Consider the following 26582-nt stretch of genomic DNA (forward strand, 5'->3'; position numbering starts at 1 on the left):
CCTCAGTTGCCGGCCAGGATGCGTTGCAGGCGTTCGGTCAGCACCTGTTCCAGCATGGTCTGGGTCTTGAACTGATCCGGGTAGTCAAACTGGATCTGCTCGCCTTTGAGCTTGTCGAGCTCGGACTGCATGTACTGGGTGGCGCTGTTGTCGGCATCGAAATACTGGGTCAGCCAGCGCTGGGCCTTCTCCAGGCTGTCGACATAGAGTGACTGCTGTTCACGATAGACGGCGAGCTGGGCCTGCAGCAGCTTGGTCTTGAGGTTCTCCCGCAGGAAGATCTCCTGCTGCGGGGAGAGCAGGGCTTCCACGGCGCCATCGCGGCGACGAATGGTGATGAAGTTTTCGGTGAACTTGACCCAGTTCTTCTTCAGGTTGCTCTGCCACTCGTCCGGGTTGGTGCTGACGGTCTGGTCGGGCTCGCTCTTGGCTTCCGGCATGCTGACGGTGGAGAGGGGCAGCAGCTCGATCTGGTCCGAGAGGGCGGCCAGCTTCAGGGTCAACCCCTCGCGATCGACCCGTGGCATCCCCTTGAGCTTGGCGATGTCTTCCGCCAGCGCCTTGCGAATGGGCATCAGGCTGGGGTCGTTGAGCGCCTTGATGCGCTCGTCGGCGTTGCCGAGCAATGTGATGGCGGAGACGATGTCGTGTTCGAGCCACAGCTTGCGGCCCGCCATGCGCACCAGGTATTCGGATTCGGCCAGCATCCAGTCATTGGGGCGCTTGTCGTCCAGATCCAGCACCTTGGTCTGCAAGGCGTCCAGCGCCTCCTGCAACTGCTGCTGGCTCTTGCCGAGGGCACCGATCTGTTCGGCATCCTTGCTGCTGCCCTGATCAATCCTGGTCATGGCGTCGGCCAGTTGCTGCTTGAGGGCTACCAGTTCGGCCTGCTGGGCAACGGCGTTCTGGTGTCCGTGCACATAGAGACCACCGGCCAGCCCCAGGGCCAGCAGGATGGCGATGCCGCCAAGCACGGTGCCAGAGCTGCCCTTCTTGCTCCCTGTTGTTCCGGGAGCGGGCTTGTTGTTGTCGGCCACGGTGGCCGCGGCACTCGGCTGGACTTCTTGCTGTTCAGTCATTCCATCTTCCTCAGTTCCAGGGCGGCCACCAGAGCCTGGTTGGATGCACCTTGGGCAATCACGATACGGGTAAAACCAGCCCCTTCTGCCATCTCGGCCACCCGGGGACTGGGCACCACCAGCAGGCGGTCATAAAGCCAGGGGTGCTGCGGGCCGGGCACCAGGGCCAGCAACCGCTGCAACAATTCGCCACTGGTGATGAGCAGGCTGTCGAGCCCGGCTGCCTGCCAGTGGCGGGTCAATGCGTCCCCGTCAAGATCGGGGTAGTGGCGCTCATAGGTGGCACAATAGTGCACCAGTGCGCCCCGTGAGGCCAGCGTCCGGGCGATGAGATCCCGCCCGTCGTTGCCGCGCAGGATCAGCACCCGGCGGCCACTCACCCCTTGCAGCGCCGGCAGGGCCAGCAGCCCTTCACTGCGGGGATCGGCCGGGCACAGGGCCTGGATGCCCGCCTCGGCGAAGGCATCCGCACTCGCCTGGCCGACTGCAAAGTAATCAATATGTGGCCAGGTCTGACCAGTTTGCAACAGAAAATGATGTGCAAAATGAACGGCATGCATGCTGACGGCGATAACGAGGTCCGCCTCCCGCAGCATGTCACTCAGGTGAGGGAGGTCGCATCCCGGCCGGGTTTCCAGCAACGGACAGCAGAGCGGTGCATGACCCAACTGGTGCAGCATCTGCACCAGCTGGTTGGCCTGGGCGGCCGGGCGCACCACCAGGGGGACCATCAGGGGGCGCTCCGGGCAGATGACCGCGAACCTGGCTGTGCTGCACTCATGCCCGGTAGACCTCGGCCAGGATAACGTCGGCACCGGCGGCCAGCAGGCGCTGGGCCAGGGTGTGGCCCAGTGCCTCGCCCTCTGCCAGGGGGCCGCGGATCTCGTCGCGAATGACGCGGGCACCGTCCGGGCTGCCCACCAGGCCACGCAGCCATACCTCTTCTCCCTGTACCAGGGCATAGGCCCCGATGGGCACCTGACAGCCCCCTTGCAGGGCGCGGTTCATGGCGCGCTCGGTCAGCACCCGGATGCGGGTTTCGGCGTGCTCGAGCGGCGCCAGCAGGGCATGCAGCTCGTGATCGTCAAGGCGGCATTCGATGCCGACCGCCCCCTGGCCGTTGGCGGGCAGGCTCTGCTCGGGCTCGATGAAGGCGGCGATGCGATGGGCCATCTCCAGTCGTTTCAGGCCGGCGGCGGCCAGGATGATGGCGTCATATTCACCGGCATCCAGCTTGGCGAGGCGGGTGTTGACGTTGCCCCGAAGGTCGCGGATCACGAGATCAGGGCGGGCAGCGCGCAGCTGGCACTGACGGCGCAGGCTGGAGGTGCCGACCACGGCCCCTTGAGGCAGCTCGCCTATCTGGTTGAAATGATTGGAAACAAAGGCATCACGCGGGTCTTCGCGCTCACAGATGGTGTGCAGGCCGAGTCCGTCGGGGAACTCCACAGGTACGTCTTTCATGGAGTGGACAGCGATGTCGGCACGCCCTTCCAGCATGGCAGTCTCCAGTTCCTTGACGAACAACCCCTTGCCGCCGACCTTGGCGAGGGGGGTGTCGAGGATCTTGTCACCCTGGGTGCTCATGGGCACCAGTTCGACCTGCAGATCCGGATGGAGTGCCTCCAGCCGATCTTTCACAAAATTGGCCTGCCACAGGGCCAGTGGGCTCTTTCGAGTGGCAATTCTCAGGGTTCGGGCTGCCATATCAATCAGTTGTTTCATCTTTTGAGAGGAAAACGATCTTACCACCCTTTGCAGGGGCTTTCATGGCGCAGCCCGCAAAAGCGGGGCCAAGCTCAAAAACGGGGGCTGAAAATTATTTTCATTCAGCCAATAATTGATTTTAAGTTATTGAAAACAAGCAATTTTATTGCTTTCCGCTGATACCGTTACGAACGGGGTCAGAAATAATCCGGTGATTGTGTGCGGGCTTGTTTACCACTGCTGTTTGCATTGTTAACATGATCACACTTTTTTGACGTCTCCCCGTTTTGGTGCGTCATTTCTCTTCCCCATAGGTAGGGCATTGCTGGTTAAACTCGACACGCTGGTGGCGCGCTACGACGAACTCAATCGTCTCAAGACGCAACGAGCGCTGGATCTCATGAGTCGCTACGGGCAGCAGGTTTTCCACTTGCTGCCTGTCATGCTGCACTTCAATCACCCCCTGTTGCCCGGTTATGTGGCAGGGGATGTGCCTCATGGTATCTGGAGTTTTGTCGCCAACGAGGCCCAGCAGGCCTTCATCCAGGATCTCTGCCAGAACGCCAACTGCCAGGGCGGTCTCAGTACCCACGACAAGTCCATTCAGGGCCTCTACTCCATGGGGAGCACCTCCTCCATCGGTCAGTGCTGCCACTCGGATCTCGACATCTGGGTCTGTCATGTGGCCGGTCTGTCGAGCGAGCGCCTCGCCCTGCTGGAACAGAAGTGCCAGCACCTCTCCATGTGGGCGGAGCAGCGGGGGGTCGATCTCAACTTCTTCCTGATCCCCGAAGACAAGTTCCGTCAGCGCAACGATGCCCAGATGCAGGGGGAGAGCTGCGGCAGCGCCCAGCACCTGCTGCTGCTCGACGAGTTCTACCGCAGCGCCATGCACATCGCCGGCAAGCGGCTGCTCTGGTATCTGGTGCCCAGCGAGTATGACGACCACTACGACGACTACGTCAACGGCCTGTTTGCCCACGGCAAGTTGAGCCAGGATGACTGGCTCGATCTCGGCGGCTTTGATCGCATTCCTGCCGAGGAGTATTTCGGCTCCGCCCTGTGGCAGCTCTACAAGGGGATCGACTCCCCCTACAAGGCGGTGCTCAAGTCGGTGCTGATGGAGGCCTACTCCCACGAGTATCCCAACACCCGGCTGCTGTCGGTGACCAGTCGCGACTGGTTCCAGCACAACGAGGGGATGCACTACCGTCTCGACAACTACTGCCTGATGCTGGACAAGGTGACCAACTACCTCAAGTCCATCGGCGACATGCAGCGCCTCGATCTGGTGCGTCGCTGCTTCTATCTGAAGGTGTGCGACGGGCTGAGCCATCCCAAGGAAGATCACTCCCCGGACTGGCGCCGGGAGCAGATGGCCCAGCTGGTAGCCTACTGGGGCTGGAGTCCGGAGCGCCTTTACCACCTTGATCACCGCCAGGAGTGGAAGGTCGAGGACGTCAAGGTGGCCTACGCCGAGTTGCTGGAGGCTCTGATGCAGAGCTACCGCAACCTCATCCAGTTCGCCCGGCGCAACAACATCAGCGAGTCCATCAACCCGGAAGACATCGGCATCCTGTCGCGCAAGCTCTATGCCGCATTCGAGAGCCTGCCGGGCAAGGTGCAGCGCATCAACCTCAAGATTGCGCCGGATCTCGGCGAGCCGGATCTCAGCCTGGTACAGGTACCCCACGGCCGCCTGAATCGCGCCGGCTGGTATCTCTACAAGCATTCCCTCGAACCCGCCGACATCATTGGCCGGGCGCCGCTCGAATATAACGGCTACATCAGCAAGCTGGTGGCCTGGGCCTATTTCAACGGCCTGCTGACGCCCCAGTCCCGGGTACACCTGTTCAACCAGGGCTCGGATCTGCACATCGACAACCTGCATCAGTTCTGTCGCGATCTCTCCGGCACCTTCCCGGTCAAGTATCCCCGCGCGACCAACCTGGCCCTGAGCCGGCCGTGCGAGATCCGCCAGCTCTCCATCTTCCTGAACCTGGAGACGGACCCGTCCAGCCACTGGGTGGGGCAGGTGATCGAGTTCGATGCCAACGCCGCCGATGTCTTCTCGTTCGGTCGCAACCAGGAGTGTCTGGTGGGATCCGTGGATCTCGTCTATCGCAACTCCTGGAGTGAGATCCGCACCCTGCACTTCGAGGGGGAGGAAGCCGTGGTGGACGCCCTCACCACCATCCTCGGCAAGATGCACCAGGATGCCGCGGCCCCCGAGATGATCGAGGTGTTCTGCTACAGCCAGCACTTCCGCTCCCTGGTGCGCACCCGCTTCCAGCAGCTTGTGGCTGAATGCATCGAGCTGCGCCTGGCCCGGGACAAGCAGCAGCTGGTCAAGACGCTGGCGCTCGGCAAGGAGAAGTACGGCATCTTCTTCGAGCGGCGCGGGGTGTCGGTCAAGAAGCTGGAAAACGCCATCGACTTCTACCGCCACATCTCCCACAACAAGCTGGATCACCTGCCGCTGCGCCTCGACAAGACTCACAGCCAGCACCTGCCCGGTATCGTCGACGCCTACGCCAGCGAAGGGCTGGTGCAGTTCTTCTTCGATACCCGGGATGCAGGCACCAACATCTATATCCTGGACGAGGCGAATCGGGTGGAGATCTACCAGCACTTCGCCGGCAACAAGGACGAACTGGTACAGGGGGTGAACCGGTTCTACACCTCGGGTCACGAGCGATTCAGCAATGCGGGTCAGTTCAGCAACTTCAACCTGCCCCAGTACTACGAAATCGTGCAGGTGGGTGACAAACTCGATGTGATCCCCTACCGCAGCCAGAGCCCGCAGCGGGACACGCCAGGCGCGGCGCGGGAAGTAGGATGATGTGCTGATAACAGCACCGGCAAGATGGCAAACGGCCTGCATGATGCAGGCCGTTGTCCTATCCGTGGTACGGGAATCTGGCGTGGAGGGGGCGCAGCCAGTGACGGATGTCGGCGAGCATCGCCGTCAGGGATGAAAGCAAACGGCCTGCTGATGCAGGCCGTTGTCTTACCCGTGATCCGACAATCAGGCGCCGAGGCGGGCCAGCAACCAGCTGCGAATGTCGCCCAGCTGGGGGCGGCAGATCTCGTGGCGCATGGGGTATTCGTGCCACTCGGGGCTGAGTCCCACCGCTTCCAGCCGGTTCTTGGCGTCCCAGCCCATGGAGAGGTTCACCACGTCGTCATAGATGCCGTGCATGTAGCAGATGGGCAGGGCGCGGGCCGCCTCGCTCATTTCGCCGGGCAGGGCATCGGGTACCGCCAGATAGGTGGACATGCAGAGCAGGCCTGCCAGTGGCACCGGATGGCGCAGGGCGGTGAAGGAGGCGATGACGCCCCCCTGGGAAAAGCCGGCCAGCACGATGCGCTCGGGGGCGAAACCCTCGGCCACCAACTGTTCGATCAGCGAAGCGATACGGGCCGCTGACTCCCTGACATGGGACTCCACGGCGCGATCCGCCGGATCCTCGAAGCTCTTGATGTCGTACCAGCCGCGCATCCGGTAGCCCATGTTGATGGTGATGGGGCGCTCGGGCGCATCCGGCAGCAGATGGCGGACGGGCAGGTCGGCGGGCAGGGCCAGCGCCTCCACCAGGGGGGCGAGGCCGGCGCCGGAGTCCCCCAGCCCGTGCAGCCAGATCACCGCATGGCGGGCACCTTCGGGATGCAGATCCGTTATGAGAAGACCACGGGCTCGCCGGCCTGGGTGGTGCAGGCCCGGGTCAGCAGGGCCTTGAGCTCGTCGCCGAAGCGGTTGTCGATCCAGCTGTCACCGCGCAGCTCGAAGTGGAAGCCGTTCTCCCGGGTGGCGACCCAGATCTGGTGCAGGGGCTCCTGCTTGTTGATGATGACCTTGGTCTTGTTCTCGAAGCTCAGGGTCAGCACCCCGCCGGCGCGTTCGCAGTCGATATCCGGATACCCCTCGTCGATGGTGTCTTCCACATACTGGAAAAAGGCGTCGGTCAGGGCGTGATACTCGTGATCCTTCATCGGTTTATCCTGTTGCTTTTAACAATGTGAGTGCGATTATAGAGGGCCAAAAATTTTTTCGCAGCGAACCATTATGATTACCCAGTTCACCAAGTGCCTGTTTGCCGCGTCGCTGTCGCTCGGGTTGGCCGCCTGTGGCCTGACGGGGCCGCTCTACATGCCGCCGGCCGAACAGCCCGCACCTGCAGAGCAGACACCGCCCAAGACAGAGAGTACACCGCAAGCCGCCTCGCCTGCGACCGCTACACCGGCCTCAGAGGCCGCGCCGCAATAATCTAGGAAGGAACCGCCCCCTTGGATCACTTTAACTACGACGCAGACGGTCAGCTTCAGGCCGAACAGCTTCCCCTGCAACAGCTTGCCGACCAGTACGGCACTCCGCTCTATGTCTACTCCCGCGCCACCCTGGAACGCCACTGGCATGCCTTCGACCAGGCGGCTGGCGACATTCCCCACCTGATCTGCTACGCGGTCAAGGCCAACTCCAACCTGGCCCTGCTTAATCTGCTGGCACGCCTCGGTTCGGGCTTTGACATCGTCTCCGGCGGCGAGCTGTCCCGGGTGCTGGCGGCGGGCGGTGATCCGGCCAAGGTGGTCTTCTCCGGCGTCGCCAAGAGCGAAGCCGAGATGCGCCTTGCGCTGGAAAAAGAGATCCTCTGCTTCAACCTGGAGTCCGAAGCCGAGCTGGAGCGCCTCAACCGGGTCGCAGGCAGCATGGGCAAGAAGGCGCGGGTCTCGGTGCGGGTCAACCCGGACATCGACGCAGGCACGCACCCCTATATCTCCACCGGCCTCAAGCAGAACAAGTTCGGCATCCCCATCGAACAGGCGCCCGCCATCTATCGCAAGGCGGCGGCCATGGCCCACATCGAGATCAAGGGCGTGGATTGCCACATCGGCTCGCAACTCACTGAATTGAATCCCTTTATGGAGGCGGCGGACAAGCTGCTCAAGCTCATCGACGAGCTGGCGGCGGAAGGCATCCACATCCATCACCTGGACGTGGGCGGCGGCCTGGGGGTCAACTACGGCGCCGAGCAGCCGCCGCACCCCACCGAGTATGCCGAGGCGCTCAAGCAGAAGCTGGCGGGCCGGGATCTGACCCTCTTGTTCGAACCGGGCCGCGCCATCGTCGCCAACGCCGGTGTGCTGCTGACCCGGGTCGAGTTCCTCAAACCCGGCGAGACCCGCAACTTCGCCCTGATCGACGCCGGCATGAACGATCTGCTGCGCCCCTCCCTCTACGGCGCCTGGATGAACATCATCGAGGTGGACAGCCGGGCGACCCACGAGAAGGCACTCTATGACGTGGTGGGCCCGGTGTGCGAGACCGGCGACTTCCTCGGCAAGGAGCGTACCCTGGCGATTGCCGAGGGCTCCCTGCTGGCGGTGCGCTCCGCCGGCGCCTACGGCTTTACCATGTCCTCCAACTACAACACCCGACCCCGTGCGGCCGAGGTGCTGGTGGACGGTGACCAGGCGCACCTCATCCGTGAGCGGGAGCAGTTGGCGGATCTCTGGCGTGGCGAGCACCTGCTGCCGTGATGGATGGATTTTCAGCGTTCCTCCATGTGAGAGCGTGATTAACGGTGAGACAGGAACGCGCGATGTTGATTGAGTTTTCCAAAATGCACGGCCTCGGTAACGACTTCATGGTGGTGGATGGCGTCACCCAGAAGGTGTTCTTCAGCAACGACATCATCAAGAAGCTGGCGGATCGTCACTTCGGTATCGGCTTCGACCAGCTGTTGCTGGTGGAGCCGCCCTATGACCCCGAGCTCGACTTCCATTACCGCATCTTCAATGCCGACGGCAGCGAGGTGGAACAGTGCGGCAACGGGGCCCGTTGCTTCGCCCGTTTCGTGCGTCTCAAGGGGCTGGTCAACCGGGATCGCATCGCGGTCAGCACCGCCCGGGGCCGCATCACTCTGCAGCTGGAAGGGGAGAACCAGGTCACGGTCAACATGGGGGTGCCCCAGTTCGAGCCGGGCAAGATCCCGTTCCGTGCCCAGAAGGCGGAGAAGACGTATCTGCTGCGGGCCCAGGATCACACCGTGATGTGCGGTGCCGTCTCCATGGGCAACCCTCACTGCGTCATCGAGGTGCCCTCGGTGGCCGATGCGCCGGTGGAGACCCTGGGACCCATCATGGAGCGCCACGAGCGCTTCCCCGAGCGGGTCAACGTCGGCTTCATGGAGATGGTCAACGCCAGCGAGATCAAGCTGCGGGTCTTCGAGCGCGGGGTGGGGGAGACCCTGGCCTGCGGGACCGGGGCCTGTGCGGCCGTGGTGATAGGCATCAGCCAGGGCAAGCTCAAGGAGCGGGTCACCGTCACCCTGCCGGGTGGCAAGCTGACCATCGCCTGGAAGGGACCGGGTCAGCCCGTCTACATGACGGGGCCGGCCGAGCACGTCTTTGACGGCCAGATAGAGTTGTAGACAAGGAGCGGGTGATCCCGCTCCATCAACGGATCATATCGGGGCCCTTGGCCCCTTTTTCGGATGGATCAACCAAGTTATGAGCGAACTCAAACGGCAGGAATCACTGGTGGATGAAGCCACAGTGCTGGAGTACCTGGCCCGTTATCCCGAGTTTTTCCTGCGTCACGGGGCCATGCTGGACAAGATCCGCATTCCCCATGCGCAAAAGGGCACCATCTCCCTGGTGGAGCGCCAGCTGGACAGACAGCGGGAGCGCATCGAGCAGCTGGAGCAGGAGATCACCGAACTGATGGGGGTCGCCAGCGAGAACGAGCGGATCTTCCGGGTCTATGCGGATCTCTACGGGGAGATCTACGGCTGCCAGACCCTGTTCGAGCTGAGCGCCGTGATGGGCAAGGCCTTCGTCCAGCGGCTGCGACTCACCGGCCTGCGGCTCTGGCTCAACCCCAGGCATTTCCAGCTGAGCGGCCCCGAGCAGCGTTTCCTGGCGCAGGGCAAACAGCTCGAACAACTGCTGGGCCAGCGCCTGCCCGGCACGGACTACTATTTCGGCCGCCTCAACCAGAGCGAGAAGCAGGCGCTGTTTGGCAATGATGTGCTGGTCAATTCGGTGGCCCTGATGCGGCTCGGGGAGCTCGGCGTGCTGGCCTTCGCGAGCTCGGATCCCAGCCACTTCACCCCCCACAACGACACCCTGCTGCTGGGTCAGCTGGGGCGTCTGTTGCAGCTGCGTCTGCCCGAGCTGGCCCGTGGCTAAGGCAACGACCCGATCCCCTGCCAGGACGCCCCCTGCCGCCGACCCCCTGCCGGTCGCACTGGCGGGGGAGCTGAACGCCTTTATCGAATACCTGCGGGTCGAGCGCCAGCTCAGCCCCCACACCCGCAGCAACTATCAGGCCCACCTGGAAGCCATGACCGCCGAGCTGGTGAAGCTCGGGGTCGACGACTGGGCCCGGCTCGAGGCGAGCCAGGTGCGCAGTCTGGTGACCCGGATGCACAAGGGAGGGCTGGCGCCCCGCTCCCTTGCCACCAAGGTGTCGGCCCTGCGCAGCTTCTGCGACTGGCAGGTGCGCCAGGGGCGGCTCACCGCCAACCCGGCGCGTGGCATCGTCACCCCCAAGCAGGGGCGGCCCCTGCCCAAGAACCTGGACGTGGACGAGATGTACCAGCTGCTCAACATCACCGACGAGCAGGATCCGCTGGCGGTGCGGGATCGCGCCATCATGGAGCTGATGTACTCCTCCGGCCTGCGCCTTGCCGAGCTGGTGGGGCTCAACCTCGCGGACGTGAAGCTCGACGAGCGCCAGCTCAGGGTGATCGGCAAGGGCTCGCGGGAGCGGGTGCTGCCCATCGGGCGGATGGCGGTGGAGTGGTTGCACAAATGGCTCAAGGTACGCCCCCTGCTGGCCGGTGACGAGGGGGAGGCATTGTTCGTCTCCAAGCGCAGGCAGAGGCTCTCGGCCCGCTCGGTACAGGAGCGGCTCGAGGGCTGGGGCAACAAGCAGGCTCTCAATGCCCACGTGCATCCCCACAAGCTGCGCCACAGCTTCGCCACCCACATGCTGGAATCCTCCGGCGATCTGCGAGCGGTGCAGGAGCTGCTGGGGCATGCGGATCTCTCCACCACCCAGATCTATACCCACCTCGACTTCCAGCATCTGGCCAAGGTATATGACAGTGCCCACCCGCGGGCGAAGCGGGATCCGGAAACGCCGGAGGATGAGTGATGTGGTGTGCGATCTGCGGGGATGACAATCTCCACGTCGCCCGGGTCAGGCGGGAGCCCGCAACGCCAGAGGATGAGGAGTAAAGAGGAACAGCCATGCAGTTTTACCGTCGCTGGCAGCCGGTGGCTGCCATCTCGTTCGATCTGGACGACACCCTCTATGACAACGGCCCCGCCATCGCGCGGGCGGAACAGTGGATGCTGGACCACCTGCGCAGCGAATACCTGGCTACCGCCATGCTGGACAAGGCGCGCTGGCTCGCGCTCAAGCGCCAGTTGCTGCTGGACCACCCGGCGCTGAGCCACGACGTCAGCCTGGCGCGCCAGCGTGGCATTCGCGAGGCCCTGGTGCAGGGGGGCATGGAGCCCGGGCTGGCGGAGCAGCAGGCACGGGCGGTGTTCACCGGCTTCATGACCGAGCGCTCGAAGATAGAGGTGAGCGAGGCGACTCACGCCCTGCTGGCTCGTCTGGCGGCGCGCTACCCGCTGGCGGTGATCACCAACGGCAACCTGGATCTGGAGCAGGCGGGTCTGGCTGGCTACTTCACCCTGGTCTGCAAGGCGGGAGCGGGAGCCAGAATGAAACCGGCGCCCGACATGTTCGTGCAGGTGCAAGAGGCCCTGGGGCTGACCCCCGGCCGCATCCTCCATGTGGGGGATCACCCGGTGACCGACGTGCTGGGGGCCAGGCTGCACGGCTTTCGGGCCGCCTGGCTCAACGAGAGCGGTCAGTCCTGGCAGTCGTTGTCGCTGCTGCCGGATGTGGAGCTGGGGCAGCTGCAGGATCTGGCCACCCTGCTGCTCTGAGCTGGGGATGAGGGACAGATTCCGTGATCTATATCTGGCAATAACAACAAGGGAGCAAGGGTGTGAAGGGAATGAAGGGTGTCATCTGGCTGGCGATCCCCGTGATGCTGGCGGGATGCGATCTGGTGCAAGACCGTTACCGGATGGAGTTCAGGGACGGATCCTGGCGGGAGATCGCCATCTCCCCGTTTTCCGACGAGGCGCGCTGGCGCGAGGGGTGTGCCACCGGCGAGATCCAGGTGGACATGACCCTACCCCTGAAACGGGGCAAGGTGGTGAATGGTCGGGAGCAACTGCTCATCGGCGGCGAGCTGTTCGAGCTGGAGGATGCCCGTCTCTATCGCGGCAACGGCATGGTGCTCGGGCAGGCCCCGGACCATATCCAGCGGGGTCTCAAGGGGCTGGATGTCTGCCGAACCCTGCGCCCTGATCGCGGGGCCCTGCCCAAGCTCAAGGGCAAGGGATTTGGCGACTAGCCCGTCTGCTGTCTGAGCGGGCAGGAGGCGTCGCCGAAGGCAGTGGACAGCTTGATGGCGTGGGGGTTTTACAGGCCTGTCACGTCGGATGCCTCCGGGCAGCCCCCGATGTACGAGGCCCTGCCCAGGCTCAAGGGATCTGGCGACTAGCCGACCTGTTGCCTGAACCGGCGGCAGGCGTCGCCAAAGGCGGTGAAGAGCTTGATGGAGTGGGGGTTCTCGCTGGCCTTCCACTCCGGGTGCCACTGCACCGCCAGCAGAAAGGGGGAGAGGGCGGGTGCGTGGATCGCCTCGATCAGCCCGTCTTCGGCATGGGCCAGGGGGGCCAGCCCCTTGGCCAGCGTCTTGATCCCCTGCCCGTGGAGGGAGTTGACCGGAATCGACGGCTGCCCCATCAGCTCGGCCAGCCAGGTACCGGGCACCAGCTCGACCTGATGGCTCTCGCCATACTGCTCGTCCACCGGGTCATCCGCATCCTCCCGATGATCGTCATAACCCGGCTCGCAATAGACCTTCTGGTGAATGTCGCCCCCCAGGGCCACGTTGATCTCCTGCATGCCGCGGCAGATCCCGAGGATCGGCAGGCCACGGTCGAGGGCGGCGCGCACCAGGGGAATATCGAACAGATCCCTGTCCCTGTCCTGGGGCTTCTCCGGGGTGAGGTTCTCCTGGCCATAGAGGGCAGGATCGATGTTGGATCCGGCACCGCTCAGATAGACCCCGTCGGCGAGGTCCAGATACTGCTCCAGATCCTCGGTGCCACAGCAGGTGGGCACCAGCAGCGGCACGCAGCCGCTGATCTCCACCAGAGGCTTGATGTATTTGTGGGTCATGACCTGGTAGGCGTGGCCACTGCGGGTCTGGGCCCCCATGGTCATCAGCACGACGGGTTTGTTATGGGAACTGGGGTTGGGCATAGGTCACCTTGGCTATCCTTGGCGGTCTCATCCTGCGCCTTGGGAAGGCCCTTGCCGCCTCGGCTCGCAAGGGCATGCCTCAAGGCATGGTCGTGGGATCAGGGTCGCGCCAGCGTGCCAGAATCGTCGGTCAGCCTTGGCAACGACAGCCTGGATCCTGCCTCCAGTCTGCCAAGGCCGTTCAATATGTCAAACAAAATGATGCAATTATGTTAACCGTTGATGTCGGGATACGGCTGTGAGTCCCATTTAAAGGGGCTTGAGGGGGAATGCCTGGTGCGGCGAGAGATTTGATGGTGGATATATTAAACATCTGGCCGGACGACCGGATAGCAGAAGGGGCCCACAGGGCCCCTTGTCGACTCAGGCGTTCAGGATGAAACGTTCGATCACCTGGGCGACCCCGTCTTCATCGTTGCGCCCCGTGGTGTGCTGTGCCAGCGCTTTGATCTCGTCGGTGGCGTTGCCCATGGCGACCCCGAGTCCGGCGTAGGCGATCATGTGGTGATCGTTGCCCGCATCTCCCACCGCGATCACCTGGGAGGCATCCAGCCCCAGGTGCTCGGCCAGGGCGGCGACGCCGGTGCCCTTGTTGCTGCGCTTGTTCATGAACTCGAGGAAGTAGGGGGCGCTGCGCACCACGGTATAGCGCTCGTGGAGTTCGGCGGGCAGCTGGGCGATGGCACGGGAGAGCAGGGGCTCTGGGTCAATCATCATCACCTTCATGATCTGCTCGTCGTCGGGCAGGGTGGCGAAGTCCACCAGGTTGATGGGTTGACCGATGAGGCGGGATTCGTGCTCGGTGTAGGGGCTGATCCTGGGGCTGATGAGCCCCTGGCGGACGGAGAAGCCGTGGATGTTCACCCCCAGCTCACAGGCCAGGTGGGCGATGGCACGGGCGTCGCTGCCGGTCAGCAACTGGCTGCGGATGATGCGTTGCTCGGACACCTGCTGCACCAGGGCGCCGTTGTAGCAGATGACGTAGTCATCCTGGCCGGTGAGGCCCAGCTCGGTCAGGGCGGCGGTCATGCCTTCCAGCGGGCGGCCGGAGGCCAGCACCACGGTCACGCCCCTGGCGCGGGCTGCCGCGATGGCGGCCTGGGTGCGGGGGGAGATTCGGCCCTCTGGGGTCAGCAGGGTGCCATCCATATCCAATGCGATCAGCTTGTACATCTTCTCACTACCTGAGTCTGGCCGGCCCGCCCGATGGGGCCATGGGGAGGCCGAGTGTAGCGAAAATCGCCGCCGGGATCACGCCGCCTGCCGACGCGGGGGCACGTTGCCCCTCAGCGCTGGCCCTGGTAGGGGGTCAGTTGCAGCTGATCTTCCCGGATGGCGAAGTGGATGGGGCCGTGCTCGATGTCGACCCTGTTGTGGTGGTGGGCCATCTCCACCTCGACGCCGGGGAAGAGGCGCTGGGTGGCGATGATGTCCATGTTGGCCATGAGCGCCTGCAGCTCCCGCTGCGCCTCGGCGAGCTGCTCGTCCAGGCTCTTGCTCTCGTCGAACTGGCGGGTGCGCAGCGCCTTGATCTTCTGCAGGGTCTCGGGATTGCGCTTGTCACGAGGCAGTTGCAGCAGCCGCAGGATGAGATCCTGCAGCTTGTCTATCTGCTCGGCGCAGGTCTGTTTGCGCTGGCGCAGCGCCAGCTCCTGCTCCTTCTGGCTGAAATAGCCACCGAGGATCTGCAACCGGGTCCGGTTGGCCGCCGAGGCTCCGAGCACCGGTGCCATGATGAGCCGGTTGGCGATGTTGATGCCGCCGATGAGGTGCCCCTTGCGCATGGCGCTGTCCCCCACCTTGAGATCCTGGCCGCTGCGGCAATAGCAGTGACTGAGCTGGCTCAGGATATGGATGTCGCCATCGGCCTCCAGCCTGGCGTACTGGGCATAGCTGGCGTGGATCTCTCCCCCGGCGTTGAGGTGGCAGAGGTATTCGTCGTCCGCCAGCTTGCGCCCTATGATGCCGTTGCGCACCGTGATGGTGCCGCCGGATTCGATGTAGCCGCCCTCGACGAAGCCGCCGATCACTACGTCCCCGCTGGTCTTGACGCGCATGCCGGGCATGACGTCCCCGGTGACCAGCAGCGATCCCTCGAACTCGACGTGGCCGTGGCGGATGTCGACCTGCTTGACGTTGAGCACCTCGTCGACCCGCATCCCGGCACGCTCCTGACAGGGGAGCCCCGGGCGTGTCGCCAGCAGCAGGTCCGGATCCTCGGGGGAGAGGCAGGTGCCGTCACCCGGCGTCATGGCGCTCTCCTTGCCGTGGCGGGCGGTCAGGGTCTGGCCCGTCACGGTGAAGCCGTCGATGCCCTGGGTGGCGGGGTGCCTGCGCATCAGCAACGCCCCCGCCTTGACGGTGAGCAGGGTGCCGAGGTCGCGCATGTCCACCTTGCCGTGATCCCGCTCCTGGGGTTTGAGGATCCGCTCGGCTGCGGTCTCCACCAGCCGCTCCAGGCGGGTATCCAGGCCGTGCCTGGCGGCCTTGCCGAGGGCGATGACGGGATTGAGCTGGGCACCGGGTGCCGCCTCACCCGCTGCCTGGATGGCGGCGGCAAGCAGTCGCTCGCTCACCCCCTGCTTGACCGTGCTGGCCGCCAGGGCCTCCTGCAACCGGGCCAGGGTCAGGGGCTGGCCGCCCCAGTCCGCGGTGATCTGCGCCCTGGCGCTCATCTGGTCCTTGTCCACCTGGATGAGCAGCCTGGCATCCTGGCGCCGGGCAATGGGGACTGGCGGATGCGCGGGGGCATCCGGCTCTGCGATGAGGGCGTTGAGCAGGGTGACGGCTTCGCGGATCCCCTCGCCGAGGGGTTCGTAGCGCCGGCAGTTGGAGAGTCGCAGCAGGGCCAGGACGTCGCTTTCCTGGATGGGCTCGGTGAGGCCCGGGGTGATGCGCAGGCAGACATAGCTCATGTCGGCCGACAGCTGAAACCACGCTTTGCTTAACACCGGGCCCTCCTTCGTTGTCCCTGTCCGGTTTGCCCCATGCCGGGGCCTCTCCTTGCCGGCATCCAATGCCACCGGGGCGGATCCAACGCGCAGTATTCGGGTATTTTTCCTTCCGGGTCAACGATCTGAATGCAAATGGGTGAGCCGGGTTGGGGAAATATCGGCTGACGGGAGAGGGGCGGAGCCGGCCATGTCATGGATTCCATTGCAGTTTTTTAGCGCAATATGCTGACGTCTTATGCTTTCGCTATCCAGAGTGTCCATCATGTTGAAGGTGGCGATGCAAATCACCTTGCCAGGCAGGAAGAGAAGGATTTTAATCTGCCGCCGCCCCAGGGCGAGGACCCTGGTCGTCACCGATCAGCCCCTTTTTCTGTCCAACCGAACGAGCCCCATGACCGCCCAAGGCCACCTGCTGTTTTCCGTCACCTGCGTCCTGCTTGCCCACAAGGTTGAACTGACTCCGGCCCTGGCCGATGCCAGCCTGTGGCACATCGTCCCCATGGCCCTGGCGAGCGCCCTGCTGCCGGATCTCGATCACCCCCGTTCCCTGCTCGGGCGGCAACTGCCCTGGATCTCGGGGCCGCTCTCCCGGCTGTTCGGCCATCGCGGTTTCACCCACAGCCTGCTGGCGGTGGGGATGGGGGTCTGGGGGCTGGCCCAGGTGGAAGCCCCCTGGTTGCTGTCGGGGGCGGTGAAGGATGCCCTCATCGTGGGCTATCTCAGCCATCTGCTGGGGGACTGGCTCACCCCCATGGGCATTCCCCTGCTCTGGCCCTGGCGTCGGCGCTTTCGCCTGCCCGGCCTGCCCCTCAAGAGCGGCGGGGGTTACGAGAGGGCCTTCTGCCTGCTGACCCTGGCGCTCGCCGGGTACTGGGTCCATGGCGGCGCAGGTTTGGCTCACTTCTAGCCCCGGGCGCCCTCCTGGCATGTGGCCGTTCGGGTCAGGGTGAGGTAATCGGCGAGCACCGGCAGCCCCAGCAGGTGGCGGCGCAGCATGTCGAGGGCGGCGAAGGCGAGGATCCGGCGACCGCTCGCGGGATCCGGGTGGCTGACCCTGAGCGTCTGGCCGTGCAGTTGCCCGTCGGCGCAGAGCAGCAGCGGCACGCCGCCCGGCCCGGCACGGCCTATGGTGAGGCTCAGGGGGGCGGCGGGCACCGCCAGTTGAGTCAGATCGTCGCTCAGGGTGTGGCTGAAGCCGGCGGTCAGGGCCGGGTGCCCGTGACACATGGCCAGCAGGGCGCCCCGGCTCTCCCCTTCTTGCAGGTGCAGCGACCGCTCCCCCAGCAGGGCCAGGATCTGGCTGGCAGGCGCCTCGTTGCCACGCCCTACCAGCCAGGGGGCGATGGCCGCAAGCAGCCTCGCCTCGGCGGCGTCCATGTCGGTGGTGCTGGCACCGTGGCCGATGAGCTTGAGCTCGATGAGGGGCATGGAGGAGCGGTAGCCCAGCTCGATGCCGGCAGGCCAGGGGGCCGCATCCAGCATGTCGCTGAGGGCGGACTCCGAGACGCCGAAGGTGTAGAAACGGCGCAGCTCGGTGTCGGTCTCTTCCCCGGCCAGCACCTTGAGGCGGGGCATGATCTGTTCGCGCACCATCTGCTTGAATTCGAACGGCACGCCCGGGGTGAAGAAGAGCCGGCTCTGGCCGTGGCTGGCCGGGTGGCAGACCACAAAGCCGCAGGCGGTGCCCACCGGGTTGTCGAGGATCTCGCAGTCCCGGGGCAGCCAGGCCTGCTTGGTGTTGCTCCGTGCCATGGTGCGGCCCCGGCCGGCATAGCGTTCGGCCATGGTGGCGAGCCAGTCCGGGAACAGGGTCAGGGGCTGGTCAAACGCCTCGGCCGCGGCCTGGGCGGTGAGGTCGTCCGCCGTGGGGCCGAGCCCGCCGCACACCAGTACCACCTCGGCGCGGTTGGCGCTCTCCTGCAGCACGGCCGTCAGATCCGCGAGGTTGTCCCCCACGGTGGCGCGGCGGCGCACCTGCCAGCCCTGCTCCAGCAAGAGGGCGCTGAGCCAGGCGGCATTGGTGTCCACCACCAGGCCGGTCACTATCTCGTCGCCTGTGCTGATGATCTCGATGCGCATGGGGACTCCTTGGGTGGGGCCAGCCCTCTCAGGGCTTGCCGTGTTCGAAGTAGTAGCTGATCCGGGTGCGGGGATTGAGGTATTCGAACACCGCCGGGGGCAGGCGTTTGGGCTGGATCACCTTGGCGATGGTCAGCCCGGCCGCGTCGAGGTCGATGATGGCCGCCTCCTGGCGCGGAATGCGGGGGTCGTATACCAGCACGGCGGGGTAGAGCAGGCGGGAGGCGTTGACCGACATCACCAGCCCCACCTGGCCGTTGGAGAGCTGCACCACGCTGCCCGGGGGGTAGACCCCCATCAACCGGATCAGCATGCCGAGGTGATCGGCGTTGAACTGGGACTTGCGCTGCTTGTAGAGGCTGCCGAGAGCCGCGTAGGGCACCTTGGCCTCCAGGTGGCAGAGGTTGTCGTACTCGTTGATGAGGGAGACGATCTGGGTGAGGGGATCGAGCTGATCCCCCTTGAGCCCCTGGGGGCCGGTGCCGTCCAGGTACTCGTGGTGGTTCTGCACTATCTGCTTGGCCGCTTCCGGAAAATCGCTGACCAGCCCCAGCAGTTCCAGGCCGTAGCGGGGATGCTGGGCCATCAGGTTCTGCTCCGGCTTGGTCAGCGGCTCCGTCTTGCGCAGGATCTGGCTCGGGATCCTCAGCTTGCCGATGTCGTGGAACAGGGCCCCCATGCCGACCTGACGAATCGCCTCGGCCGGCAACTTGCACTCCCGGGCGAGCAGCATGCTGAGCACGCTGACGTTGAGGGAGTGAAACTGCAGGCTGTTGCCATCATCGCTGTCAGAGACCAGGTGCAGCACCATCTCGTCCACCGAGAGGAGCTGCTCCGTCATGGCGTTGATCAGCTCCTGGGCCTCGCTGATGGCGTTGAGGGGGCGGGACTGGATCTTGCCCATGAGGTTGCGCACCTGGGCCAGGGATTGGCGGAACTGTTTCTCGCACTGCTGCAGGTCGCGGCGATAGCGCTGCAACTGCTCGATGCGCCGCAGTTTCTCCTGCTGCATCTCCTCCTGGCGGGCGACGAGACCCTCTCCCTCAACCTCATCTGCCTGGGGCTGGGTCTGGCCGAGGGGCTTGGGCGGCGTGTCGCTCTTGTCGGGAATGATGGTCACCAGCTTGAGGCCAAGGCGACGAATGAGCTCGATCTCCTCCTCGCTCTTGAGCTTGAAGCTGGAGAACAGAAACGGGTGCTCACGCCATCCCAAAGGCAGGGAGACATAATTGCCGACTTGCAGCCGTTCTACGGAGATCTTGATTCCTGTCATGGGGTTGGGCACGAGGGACACACTGAGCCGTATGCTAGTCAAAGGGCGGGGTGAATACAAAAGGTATCTGATGACAGCGGGAGCGCTTTATTATAGGCTTCTAGATGTCCAGACATATTTACCGATGCAGTACAGGGAGTCAGCATGCCGATCAAGATCCCGGACCAGTTGCCCGCCGCCGAAGTGCTGGGGCAGGAGAACATCTTCGTGATGACGGAATCCCGGGCCGTCACCCAGAACATCCGCCCGCTGCGGGTGCTCATCCTCAATCTGATGCCCAAGAAGATAGAAACCGAGATCCAGCTGATGCGGATGCTCTCCAACTCGCCCTTGCAGGTGGACGTGGATCTGTTGCGCATCGACGATCGGGAGTCGAAAAACACGCCCCAGGCGCACCTGGAGAACTTCTATCACGACTTCGAGCAGGTGAGAGGCAACAACTACGACGGTATGATCATCACGGGGGCGCCGCTCGGGCTGGTGGAGTTCGAGGAGGTGGTCTATTGGCCCCGCATCGTCGAGATCATCGAGTGGTCCCATCAGCATGTCACCTCCACCCTCTTCCTCTGCTGGGCGGTGCAGGCGGCGCTGAAAGCCTTGTACGGCATGGAAAAGCAGACCCACGGCGAGAAGCTCTCCGGGGTCTATCGCCACCACCGCCTCGACGAGCACGAGGCGCTGCTGCGTGGCTTCGATGACGAATTCGTGGCGCCCCACTCCCGTTATGCGGCCTTCGACGGGGATCTCATCCGCGCCCACACCGATCTGCAGATCTTCGCCGAGTCGGAAGAGGCGGGTGTCTATCTGGCCGCCACCAAGGATTGTCGCCAGGTGTTCGTCACCGGCCATCCGGAATATGACGCTCTGACCCTGGATGGGGAATATAGGCGGGATCTGGCGGCCGGGCTCACCCCCGTCATTCCGGTCAACTATTACCCGAACAACGACCCGAGCCAGACCCCGCGCGCCACCTGGCGTAGCCACGGTCACCTGCTGTTTTCCAACTGGCTCAACTATTACGTCTACCAGTTGACCAGCTACAAGGTGGAAGACATCGGCAAGGTGTTTACCTACCAGCAGCCCAAGGGATAGAGCCCTCAGTCCGCCCCGGCCAGCCGCCGTCCGCGGGTATCGAGCCAGTGACGGTGGCAGGCCAGGGTGAAGGCCCGTGGCCGTCTGGCCCGGATGAGGGTCATGGCCTCCTGCTGGGGCAGCCCCTGGGTCATCAGCAGCAGGGCGGCCGCCAGCCCGGTACGCCCGCTTCCGCCGTGGCAGTGAATGGCCAGGTGCCGTCCCTCGCGCAGCAGGGCGAGCAGTCGGGGTTGCACCCCGGGCCAGGCCTGTTCGAAGGCGGCATCCGGTGCCTCGTCATCCGCAATGGGGAGATGGAACCAGCTCATGCCTCTGGCCTGCACCAGCTGCCCGAGAGAGAGGGGCCCGCACAGGGCCAGCTCCTCCACCGTCATCAGGGTCAGCACCCCGCCGGCACCGGCCAGCTGCAACTGGGCAAGGGCGTGGGCCATGGGGACTTGCTGGCTGCCGGGGCAGGGGGTGAGCAGGAGCTGGCCGTCGAGCCGTGGAACGTCCAGGCTCCAGAAGGGATGGGCACTGAGCATGGGGTTCCTCGTGGTGGTCGGGATCAACGGGATGGGCATCCCGCGGGTGCGGCACAGCATAGAGGGGCCGGAGGCGATGTCAATCTGCGTTGTGTTCGGCCCGGTTTACGGGCAGAGTCTAAAAAAATCGAGCGATGCAAGGAGTAAAGATGAGAAACCTGGATCAACTGGACTTGGACATCCTGGCCCATCTGTTTCGCGATGCGGGCATGACCAACAAGGATTTGGCAGCCCTGGTCGGGGTGGCACCGTCCACCTGTCTGGAGCGGGTGCGCAAGCTGCAGCAGGATGGCGTGCTCAAGGGGGCGCACTGCGAGGTGGATTACCAGGCCCTGGGCGGTCACATCCAGGCCATGGTCTCCCTGCAACTGGCCCGTCACAGCCGCCAGATCATCGATGCGTTTCGCGACGCCATCCTGGCCCTGCCCGAGGTGATCAGCCTGTTCCACATGGGCGGCAAGGATGATTTCCTGGTGCACCTGTGCGTCTCCGATACCGAACACCTGCGCAATTTCGTCTTCGATCACTTCACCTCCCGGGAAGAGGTGGTGCACCTCGAGACCTCCCTGGTGTTCGAGCACAGGTTCAGCCGCTCGCTTCCCTGCTTCCCCCACCCCTGACGGGGCGAGCCGCAAGAAAAAACCGCCCTCGGGCGGTTTTTTTGTGGGCGGTTCCTCAGTTGAGAGCCAGCCGGCTGTCCTGCGCCGTCCGGTAGAGCCCCTGCTGATAGGCCAGGCTGCCCCACAGGACCAGCCCCAGGGCGGCATCTTTCATGGTGTCCGGCTGCTGCGCCGGGGTGAGCGTTTCGGTCGCATCCTCGTAGATGAAGCCTTCCGGCGCCCGCTCGGGCTGCAGGATCACCACGTCCTTGCCGCGCATCAGGGCGAAGTTCTTGTCGTACTGCATGATGGCGCGTCCCGGCCAGTCGGCGGGCATGCGGGTGAGATCCTTGCCCAGCATGGGGTAGTCGGCACTGATGCCCATGAGGGAGAGCAGGGTCGGGGCCATGTCGATCTGGCTGACGATGCGGGGATCCTTTCTCGGTGCTATGCCGTCCCCCAGAATGACCCCCGGGATGTGGAAGCGGGGGATGGGCACCAGACTGGCTCCCCCGACCCGGCTGTCGTGATCGGCGATGACCAGGAACAGGGTGTCCTTCCAGTAGTCCGATGCCCTGGCCTTCTTGAAGAACTCGCCGACGGCGTAGTCCGCGTACTTGGCGGCGTTGTTGCGGGTCTGCTTGGGCTGCTCGTACAGGGCGATGCGGTTGTCGGGGAACTCGAAGGGATCGTGGTTGCTGGAGCTGAACACCAGGCTGAAGAAGGGTTTGCCCTCCTTGTGCAGCGCCGCGAAGGTCTCGTTGGCCTTGGCCATCAGATCTTCATCCGAGGCGCCCCAGGATCCCTCGAACACCGGGTTCTTGAAGTCCTTCTGCTCGACGATGGTGGTGAAGCCGTTGCCGAGGAAGAAGCTGCGCATGTTGTCGAAGTGGCTCTCGCCGCCATAGATGAAGCTGGTGTCATAGCCTCGCTGCTTGAGCAGGTCGGCGATGGTGAAGAAGTTGGTCTGGCTCTTGCCGAGCTTGACCACGGCCTGGGCCGGGGTCGGCGTGAAGCCGGTGAGCACCGCCTCGATGCCGCGTACCGAACGGGTACCGGTGGCGTAGAGCTGCTCGAACGCCCAACCCTCTTTCGACAAGGCATCGATGTTCGGGGTGAGCGGCAGGCCGCCGAGGGAGCCGACGAACTGGGCCCCCAGGCTCTCTTGCAGCAGGATCACCAGGTTTTTGGGCTTGCCCTGGTAGCTGGCCGTGTTGAAAGTCTGGCTCGGCAGATCGGCAGAGGTGAAATCGCCGAGAGGGCGACCGCTCTCCTCGCGGACTATGTCGAGTACCTGATGGTCAGCCATCTTGCCGTAAAACTGGCTGGCATCCTCCTCGGCCCCCATCTGCTTGATGGCAAAGAAGAGGGAGTAGGCGGAGTTGACGGTGAGGGCGTTGACCAGGGGATCGTCGGCAAAGGCCACCATGGCCGGGTTCAGGGCGCGATGGCCGAGACTGGAGCGGGCGCCGAGGAAGCCGACGGCGAGGATCAGCAGGGCGAAGGCGGGGCGCCAGTACCAGCGGGGGAAGCTTAGGTCACGCACCAGGCGGCCGCTCAGCCACCAGCCACCGCCGAGTACGGCGCCGCTGAAGATCACGGCCAGCAGCAGCTCGCCCTTGCGGCCAGCCCACAGCATGGAGAGCACCTCCTTCGGATAGATGAGGTACTCCACATAGAGGCGGTTGGGGCGCACCCCGTATTCGGTGACGAAGGCGGGAGTGGAGATCTCGAGAAAGAGCATCAGCCAGAGCCCCAGGGTGAGCCAGATCCGGATAAGCTGCATCCAGAGCCGCCCCGGCGCGTGGGGCCCGGCCAGCAACTGGGTCAAGACGGCGGGTACGCCCCAGACCCAGCAGAGGGTGGCGACGTCGACGCGAATGCCTTGCAGCAGCATCTCCTGCCAGCCAGAGACAGCATCCACCCGTTCCAGTTGCCAGAGCCCCAGGCCAAGGCGGCTGACGGTCAGGGAGATGAGCGCGATCAATGAAAATACGGCAATGGGCCAAACCGGTCCCAGCCATTGTCTGATGGTGGTCATATTGTTCCTGCAAACCTGTTTGCGCCCAGTCCCCGGACGCATTGTTGTTATGGTGCAGGAGTATGACAGTGGCGCCTGGCAAAGGTTGCATGGGCATGGGGTATACATGGAAAAGTTGGCACGTTTTATGATTTTTTTGTGACGGGATGCAGGGTTCGAAGAGAGCATAAAACGCTGGGAAAACTGTGATCCTGCTGGCACATCGAGACAAGGGTCGTGCCTATAATGGCGCCGAATTTCTCAATCGGAGCCGAAGGGATGCCGGTCTTCATCGATGTGGAATATATGCAGGGCTGGTCTTTGTTCGTGGTGCTCTCCGACGGCACCACAGGCGTGCTGGATCTCACCCCCTGGCGCGGCCAGCCGCTGTTTGCGGCCATGGAGACCGAGCGTCGCTTCGCCCGTGTCTTCATCGATGATCGCCATCAACTGGCGTGGCCCACGGGCTTCACCCTGGCGGCCCACGAGGTCTACCACCTGATCCTGCCCATCGACGAGCGCGCCGCCTTCCCCGATCGCAACATGCATCGATTCTGACATGTTAACTCGTTGAGTCAGGTAACGTTTTCAGTCACAGACCCGCGTCGGTCAGGTCGATATCATGACCCCAGTGCGGCGCTTTGGGCGCCCATCCACCACAGCGGGAACATAACAATGAAACAAGGAACGTTGCGTCGTGGCGGCCTCATCGGGGCCGCCCTGTTACTGACGGCTTGCGGCAGCGGGGGAGGCGGTGGCAGCAGTGACCCCCAGCCCCCGGTGGTCAATCCGCCCCCCGCGTCGGCCAGCCGCGCCTGCTACGGCAATGATCAGCCAGCCTGCAACCTGCGCACCTACCAGGTGATGGTGGAGTCCTTCGTCGACGGCGACGGCAGCGCCAACTACGGCGTCGGCTACGGCCCCTCCCGGCACAACGGCGATCTGCAGGGGATCATCGACAGTCTCGACCACATCAAGAGCCTCAACGTCAACGCTATCTGGCTCACGCCGGTGTTTGACTCCTGCGCCGGCCAGGCCGGGGACGACCGGCTGGATGCCACCGGCTACTTCGCCTGCGACTTCTTCAACGTGGATCCCAACTTCGGCAGCAACGCCCAGCTCAAGCAACTGGTGGACGGGGCGCACCAGCGCGGGCTCTATGTCTTCCTCGACGGGGTGTTCGGCCACGTCAACAAGGTGGGGGTGAGCAAGCCTTCACCAGAGGGGCGGCTGCCTGCCCTCAAGAGCGGCGGCGCAGGCTACCCGGGCCAACTGGTGGATTACGGCCAGCCCGAGAGTCTGGCCTACTTCAAGGAGGTGGCCCGTTACTGGGTCGAGCAGTACGGCATCGACGGCTGGCGCCTCGATCAGGCTTATCAGTTGGGGCTGGATGACTGGCGCGCCATTCGCAGCGAGGTGGCGCGGGCCAGCGCGGCGCGCAAGGCCGCCGGCCAGCAGTGGGGCACCCTCGGCTACATGGTGGGGGAAGTGTGGAAGGGCGCCGACGAGATCCGCACCCAGGCCTATGGCCCGAGCGACAACCCGGCGCTCTCCTCGGCGTTCGACTTCCCGCTGCGCTACGGTCTGGTGCAGGCGCTGGCGGTGGAGGAGTCCGGCAAGGGCGGACAGGGGGCCAGCGTGCTCGACGCCAGCTGGAACAAGGTGGAGAACTACCCGGACCACGCCATGCCCAACCTGATGCTGGGCAACCACGATCTGGTGCGCTTCGGCGATCTGCTGGAGCGGGGCAACTTCAATGGGGCGGACTACTGGCAGCGCCACAAGGCGGCCTTCAGCTTCCTGGCGGCCCGCTCCGGCCCCATCACCCTCTACTACGGCGAGGAGTTTGGCGACGAGGTGCCGGGTTTTGCCAAGCAAGTGGGTGGCGACTGTGCGGCCCAGGGGCTCTGCGATGATCACGTGGCCCGCAGCGATGGCAAGGTCCCCGGTGTCACCGGCTTCGTGCCGAGCAGCGAGCAGGCCGAGCTCAAGCAGTGGCTGAGCGCTCTGCTGGCCCTGCGCGCCGCCCACCCCGCCCTCTATCAGGGGGAGCGGGTCAAGCTGGTGGCCGAGGGGAGCGTCTATGGCGACATCAAGCAGACGGCGGGCGAGCAAGTAGTCTACCTGCTCAACGTCTCCACCACGCCCCAGAGCTACGCGGTGCCGGTCGGCAAGCTGCGCAGCGGCAGCGCCCTGGTGGATCTGCAGAGCGGCGAGAACCTGGCCATCGGTGGCAGCAGCGTGACGGTGGACTTGCCACCCCTCACTGGCCGCTTCCTGCTGGTGCGCTGAGGGAGGCAGGCAACAAAAAGGGCTCCATGATGGAGCCCTTTTTCATGGTGGCGGCTTACTTCTCGATGCCGCTGCCCAGATCGTCCCGGCGGGAAGAGACCGAGGGCTCGGCCCCGTGGCGCCAGTGTTCCAGCCGATTGTGCACCCCGCGGCGCAGGCTCTTGAAGCTGGCTTCCAGATAGTCCACCCCCACCAGGATGGAGAGGGTGACGACGGTGAGCAGCAGCGCCTGATGCAGCATGTCCATGCCGATGAGGGCGCCGAGGGCGGCCAGCATCCAGATGGCGGCGGCGGAGGTCACCCCCAGCACCTGACCATCCCGGGTCATCATGACCCCGGCCCCGAGAAAGCCGACCCCGGTGATAAGCTGACCCAGCACCCGCGCCTGATCGGCGCCCTGAGGACTGACGGCGGCGCCGATGGCGAGAAAACAGTAGGTGCCGAGCACGATGAGGGAAGAGGTGCGGATCCCCACCGGCTTGCCGCGAAGCTGCCGCTCCAGCCCCACCAGGGTGCCACACACCAGACAGACCAGGATGTTCTCCCAGCCAAGGGGCGCGATGTCCCACCACTGCATTGTCATCATATCCACCTCTGTTCGCG

General features: G+C 64.4%; 26 protein-coding genes. 13 read left to right on the plus strand and 13 right to left on the minus strand.

Features of this window, described 5'->3' with window-relative positions; all coding sequences use genetic code 11:
• Nucleotides 1–2: 2 nt before the first annotated feature.
• From AB5Y51_RS04490 to hemC, 3 genes are read right to left on the minus strand one after another with little or no spacing between them, the layout of a single operon-like run.
• Entirely contained in the window at nt 3–1079 is a 1077-nt protein-coding gene (locus tag AB5Y51_RS04490; RefSeq protein WP_039039811.1) for a uroporphyrinogen-III C-methyltransferase, read from the minus strand.
• Entirely contained in the window at nt 1076–1810 is a 735-nt protein-coding gene (locus tag AB5Y51_RS04495; protein WP_048208940.1) for a uroporphyrinogen-III synthase, read from the minus strand. The genes AB5Y51_RS04490 and AB5Y51_RS04495 overlap by 4 nt, the downstream gene beginning before the upstream one ends.
• A 46-nt stretch (nt 1811–1856) precedes the next feature.
• A complete protein-coding gene (hemC, locus tag AB5Y51_RS04500; RefSeq protein WP_368178100.1) occupies nt 1857–2786 on the minus strand; it encodes a hydroxymethylbilane synthase in 930 nt (309 codons plus the stop codon).
• A gap of 322 nt (nt 2787–3108) precedes the next feature.
• Here hemC and AB5Y51_RS04505 point away from each other — a divergent pair, with 322 nt between their 5' ends.
• Complete coding sequence (locus tag AB5Y51_RS04505; protein ID WP_109112266.1) at nt 3109–5628, plus strand: class I adenylate cyclase; 2520 nt, start codon at nt 3109–3111, stop codon at nt 5626–5628.
• Nucleotides 5629–5814: 186 nt separating this feature from the next.
• Here the strand turns inward: AB5Y51_RS04505 and AB5Y51_RS04510 are convergent, their stop codons facing one another.
• Nucleotides 5815–6468 carry an alpha/beta hydrolase gene (locus AB5Y51_RS04510; protein WP_103243827.1) on the minus strand — a complete coding sequence of 218 codons (654 nt, stop codon included), beginning with the start codon at nt 6466–6468 and terminating at the stop codon, nt 5815–5817.
• Entirely contained in the window at nt 6465–6779 is a 315-nt protein-coding gene (gene cyaY, locus AB5Y51_RS04515) for an iron donor protein CyaY (protein WP_010672698.1), read from the minus strand. The genes AB5Y51_RS04510 and cyaY overlap by 4 nt, the downstream gene beginning before the upstream one ends.
• Nucleotides 6780–6852: 73 nt before the next feature.
• On the opposite strand from cyaY, the gene AB5Y51_RS04520 reads away from it, so the two are divergent.
• From AB5Y51_RS04520 to AB5Y51_RS04550, 7 genes are all read left to right on the plus strand, one after another.
• Nucleotides 6853–7053 (plus strand): lipoprotein, encoded by a 201-nt coding sequence (locus tag AB5Y51_RS04520; RefSeq protein ID WP_082180910.1) that lies wholly within the window; start codon nt 6853–6855, stop codon nt 7051–7053.
• A gap of 20 nt (nt 7054–7073) precedes the next feature.
• On the plus strand, nt 7074–8324 hold the full coding sequence (gene lysA, locus AB5Y51_RS04525) for a diaminopimelate decarboxylase (protein ID WP_039039806.1): 1251 nt from the start codon (nt 7074–7076) through the stop codon (nt 8322–8324).
• A gap of 62 nt (nt 8325–8386) precedes the next feature.
• Nucleotides 8387–9217: a diaminopimelate epimerase gene (gene dapF, locus AB5Y51_RS04530; RefSeq protein ID WP_029313578.1), complete on the plus strand. Its 831-nt coding sequence runs from the start codon at nt 8387–8389 to the stop codon at nt 9215–9217.
• Nucleotides 9218–9296: 79 nt separating this feature from the next.
• The gene (locus AB5Y51_RS04535) at nt 9297–9977 is read left to right on the plus strand and encodes a DUF484 family protein (RefSeq protein WP_010672702.1); all 681 of its coding nucleotides are present in this window, start codon (nt 9297–9299) and stop codon (nt 9975–9977) included.
• Nucleotides 9970–10947 (plus strand): tyrosine recombinase XerC, encoded by a 978-nt coding sequence (xerC, locus tag AB5Y51_RS04540; RefSeq protein WP_368178101.1) that lies wholly within the window; start codon nt 9970–9972, stop codon nt 10945–10947. Before AB5Y51_RS04535 ends, xerC begins: the two co-directional genes overlap by 8 nt.
• Nucleotides 10948–11042: 95 nt before the next feature.
• Nucleotides 11043–11753, plus strand: a complete 711-nt coding sequence (locus AB5Y51_RS04545) for an HAD-IA family hydrolase (RefSeq protein ID WP_368178102.1) — start codon at nt 11043–11045, stop codon at nt 11751–11753.
• A gap of 71 nt (nt 11754–11824) precedes the next feature.
• Entirely contained in the window at nt 11825–12229 is a 405-nt protein-coding gene (locus tag AB5Y51_RS04550) for a hypothetical protein (RefSeq protein WP_010672705.1), read from the plus strand.
• Nucleotides 12230–12375: 146 nt separating this feature from the next.
• Here the strand turns inward: AB5Y51_RS04550 and AB5Y51_RS04555 are convergent, their stop codons facing one another.
• The 3 genes from AB5Y51_RS04555 to AB5Y51_RS04565 all read right to left on the minus strand — a co-directional run bounded on the left by AB5Y51_RS04555 (nt 12376) and on the right by AB5Y51_RS04565 (nt 16097).
• On the minus strand, nt 12376–13146 hold the full coding sequence (locus tag AB5Y51_RS04555; RefSeq protein ID WP_010672706.1) for a gamma-glutamyl-gamma-aminobutyrate hydrolase family protein: 771 nt from the start codon (nt 13144–13146) through the stop codon (nt 12376–12378).
• A gap of 363 nt (nt 13147–13509) precedes the next feature.
• On the minus strand, nt 13510–14319 hold the full coding sequence (yidA, locus tag AB5Y51_RS04560) for a sugar-phosphatase (RefSeq protein WP_041214347.1): 810 nt from the start codon (nt 14317–14319) through the stop codon (nt 13510–13512).
• Nucleotides 14320–14432: 113 nt separating this feature from the next.
• On the minus strand, nt 14433–16097 hold the full coding sequence (locus AB5Y51_RS04565) for a DUF342 domain-containing protein (protein ID WP_042864529.1): 1665 nt from the start codon (nt 16095–16097) through the stop codon (nt 14433–14435).
• A gap of 394 nt (nt 16098–16491) precedes the next feature.
• Here AB5Y51_RS04565 and AB5Y51_RS04570 point away from each other — a divergent pair, with 394 nt between their 5' ends.
• Entirely contained in the window at nt 16492–17007 is a 516-nt protein-coding gene (locus AB5Y51_RS04570) for a metal-dependent hydrolase (protein WP_010672710.1), read from the plus strand.
• Here AB5Y51_RS04570 and AB5Y51_RS04575 read toward each other — a convergent pair.
• Together AB5Y51_RS04575 and AB5Y51_RS04580 are read right to left on the minus strand one after the other, a co-directional pair.
• Nucleotides 17004–18179 carry a competence/damage-inducible protein A gene (locus AB5Y51_RS04575; RefSeq protein WP_368178103.1) on the minus strand — a complete coding sequence of 392 codons (1176 nt, stop codon included), beginning with the start codon at nt 18177–18179 and terminating at the stop codon, nt 17004–17006. The two genes, AB5Y51_RS04570 and AB5Y51_RS04575, sit on opposite strands and share 4 nt — an antisense overlap.
• 28 nt (nt 18180–18207) lie before the next feature.
• Nucleotides 18208–19452 carry an HD-GYP domain-containing protein gene (locus AB5Y51_RS04580; protein ID WP_029313584.1) on the minus strand — a complete coding sequence of 415 codons (1245 nt, stop codon included), beginning with the start codon at nt 19450–19452 and terminating at the stop codon, nt 18208–18210.
• A gap of 144 nt (nt 19453–19596) precedes the next feature.
• Here AB5Y51_RS04580 and metA point away from each other — a divergent pair, with 144 nt between their 5' ends.
• Nucleotides 19597–20544: a homoserine O-succinyltransferase gene (metA, locus tag AB5Y51_RS04585; RefSeq protein WP_010672713.1), complete on the plus strand. Its 948-nt coding sequence runs from the start codon at nt 19597–19599 to the stop codon at nt 20542–20544.
• Between the two features lie 5 nt (nt 20545–20549).
• Here the strand turns inward: metA and AB5Y51_RS04590 are convergent, their stop codons facing one another.
• A complete protein-coding gene (locus tag AB5Y51_RS04590) occupies nt 20550–21068 on the minus strand; it encodes a tyrosine-protein phosphatase (protein ID WP_042864527.1) in 519 nt (172 codons plus the stop codon).
• A 149-nt stretch (nt 21069–21217) separates the two neighbouring features.
• Between AB5Y51_RS04590 and AB5Y51_RS04595 the strand changes: the two genes are divergently transcribed.
• A complete protein-coding gene (locus AB5Y51_RS04595; protein ID WP_010672715.1) occupies nt 21218–21688 on the plus strand; it encodes an Lrp/AsnC family transcriptional regulator in 471 nt (156 codons plus the stop codon).
• Nucleotides 21689–21743: 55 nt separating this feature from the next.
• Here the strand turns inward: AB5Y51_RS04595 and AB5Y51_RS04600 are convergent, their stop codons facing one another.
• A complete protein-coding gene (locus tag AB5Y51_RS04600; RefSeq protein ID WP_069785414.1) occupies nt 21744–23708 on the minus strand; it encodes an LTA synthase family protein in 1965 nt (654 codons plus the stop codon).
• 258 nt (nt 23709–23966) lie between these two features.
• Here AB5Y51_RS04600 and AB5Y51_RS04605 point away from each other — a divergent pair, with 258 nt between their 5' ends.
• Entirely contained in the window at nt 23967–24245 is a 279-nt protein-coding gene (locus AB5Y51_RS04605) for a DUF2442 domain-containing protein (RefSeq protein ID WP_041214353.1), read from the plus strand.
• A gap of 117 nt (nt 24246–24362) precedes the next feature.
• Nucleotides 24363–25979, plus strand: a complete 1617-nt coding sequence (locus tag AB5Y51_RS04610; protein ID WP_368178104.1) for an alpha-amylase family glycosyl hydrolase — start codon at nt 24363–24365, stop codon at nt 25977–25979.
• A 55-nt stretch (nt 25980–26034) separates the two neighbouring features.
• Here AB5Y51_RS04610 and AB5Y51_RS04615 read toward each other — a convergent pair whose 3' ends face one another.
• Nucleotides 26035–26565, minus strand: a complete 531-nt coding sequence (locus tag AB5Y51_RS04615; protein WP_039039793.1) for an MgtC/SapB family protein — start codon at nt 26563–26565, stop codon at nt 26035–26037.
• Nucleotides 26566–26582: the final 17 nt, after the last annotated feature.

Source organism: Aeromonas sp. R7-1, assembly GCF_040908115.1.
In the GTDB taxonomy this organism is placed as follows: Bacteria; Pseudomonadota; Gammaproteobacteria; order Enterobacterales; family Aeromonadaceae; genus Aeromonas; species Aeromonas caviae.

Coding starts and splice junctions, on each gene's coding strand:
- AB5Y51_RS04490 (WP_039039811.1), bottom strand. CDS start 1,079: ATGACTGAACAGCAAGAAGTCCAGCCGAGTGCCGCGGCCACCGTGGCC.
- AB5Y51_RS04495 (WP_048208940.1), bottom strand. CDS start 1,810: ATGGTCCCCCTGGTGGTGCGCCCGGCCGCCCAGGCCAACCAGCTGGTG.
- hemC (WP_368178100.1), bottom strand. CDS start 2,786: ATGGCAGCCCGAACCCTGAGAATTGCCACTCGAAAGAGCCCACTGGCC.
- cyaY (WP_010672698.1), bottom strand. CDS start 6,779: ATGAAGGATCACGAGTATCACGCCCTGACCGACGCCTTTTTCCAGTAT.
- AB5Y51_RS04520 (WP_082180910.1), top strand. CDS start 6,853: ATGATTACCCAGTTCACCAAGTGCCTGTTTGCCGCGTCGCTGTCGCTC.
- dapF (WP_029313578.1), top strand. CDS start 8,387: ATGTTGATTGAGTTTTCCAAAATGCACGGCCTCGGTAACGACTTCATG.
- AB5Y51_RS04535 (WP_010672702.1), top strand. CDS start 9,297: ATGAGCGAACTCAAACGGCAGGAATCACTGGTGGATGAAGCCACAGTG.
- AB5Y51_RS04545 (WP_368178102.1), top strand. CDS start 11,043: ATGCAGTTTTACCGTCGCTGGCAGCCGGTGGCTGCCATCTCGTTCGAT.
- AB5Y51_RS04550 (WP_010672705.1), top strand. CDS start 11,825: ATGAAGGGTGTCATCTGGCTGGCGATCCCCGTGATGCTGGCGGGATGC.
- AB5Y51_RS04555 (WP_010672706.1), bottom strand. CDS start 13,146: ATGCCCAACCCCAGTTCCCATAACAAACCCGTCGTGCTGATGACCATG.
- yidA (WP_041214347.1), bottom strand. CDS start 14,319: ATGTACAAGCTGATCGCATTGGATATGGATGGCACCCTGCTGACCCCA.
- AB5Y51_RS04570 (WP_010672710.1), top strand. CDS start 16,492: ATGACCGCCCAAGGCCACCTGCTGTTTTCCGTCACCTGCGTCCTGCTT.
- AB5Y51_RS04575 (WP_368178103.1), bottom strand. CDS start 18,179: ATGCGCATCGAGATCATCAGCACAGGCGACGAGATAGTGACCGGCCTG.
- AB5Y51_RS04580 (WP_029313584.1), bottom strand. CDS start 19,452: ATGACAGGAATCAAGATCTCCGTAGAACGGCTGCAAGTCGGCAATTAT.
- metA (WP_010672713.1), top strand. CDS start 19,597: ATGCCGATCAAGATCCCGGACCAGTTGCCCGCCGCCGAAGTGCTGGGG.
- AB5Y51_RS04590 (WP_042864527.1), bottom strand. CDS start 21,068: ATGCTCAGTGCCCATCCCTTCTGGAGCCTGGACGTTCCACGGCTCGAC.
- AB5Y51_RS04595 (WP_010672715.1), top strand. CDS start 21,218: ATGAGAAACCTGGATCAACTGGACTTGGACATCCTGGCCCATCTGTTT.
- AB5Y51_RS04600 (WP_069785414.1), bottom strand. CDS start 23,708: ATGACCACCATCAGACAATGGCTGGGACCGGTTTGGCCCATTGCCGTA.
- AB5Y51_RS04605 (WP_041214353.1), top strand. CDS start 23,967: ATGCCGGTCTTCATCGATGTGGAATATATGCAGGGCTGGTCTTTGTTC.
- AB5Y51_RS04610 (WP_368178104.1), top strand. CDS start 24,363: ATGAAACAAGGAACGTTGCGTCGTGGCGGCCTCATCGGGGCCGCCCTG.
- AB5Y51_RS04615 (WP_039039793.1), bottom strand. CDS start 26,565: ATGATGACAATGCAGTGGTGGGACATCGCGCCCCTTGGCTGGGAGAAC.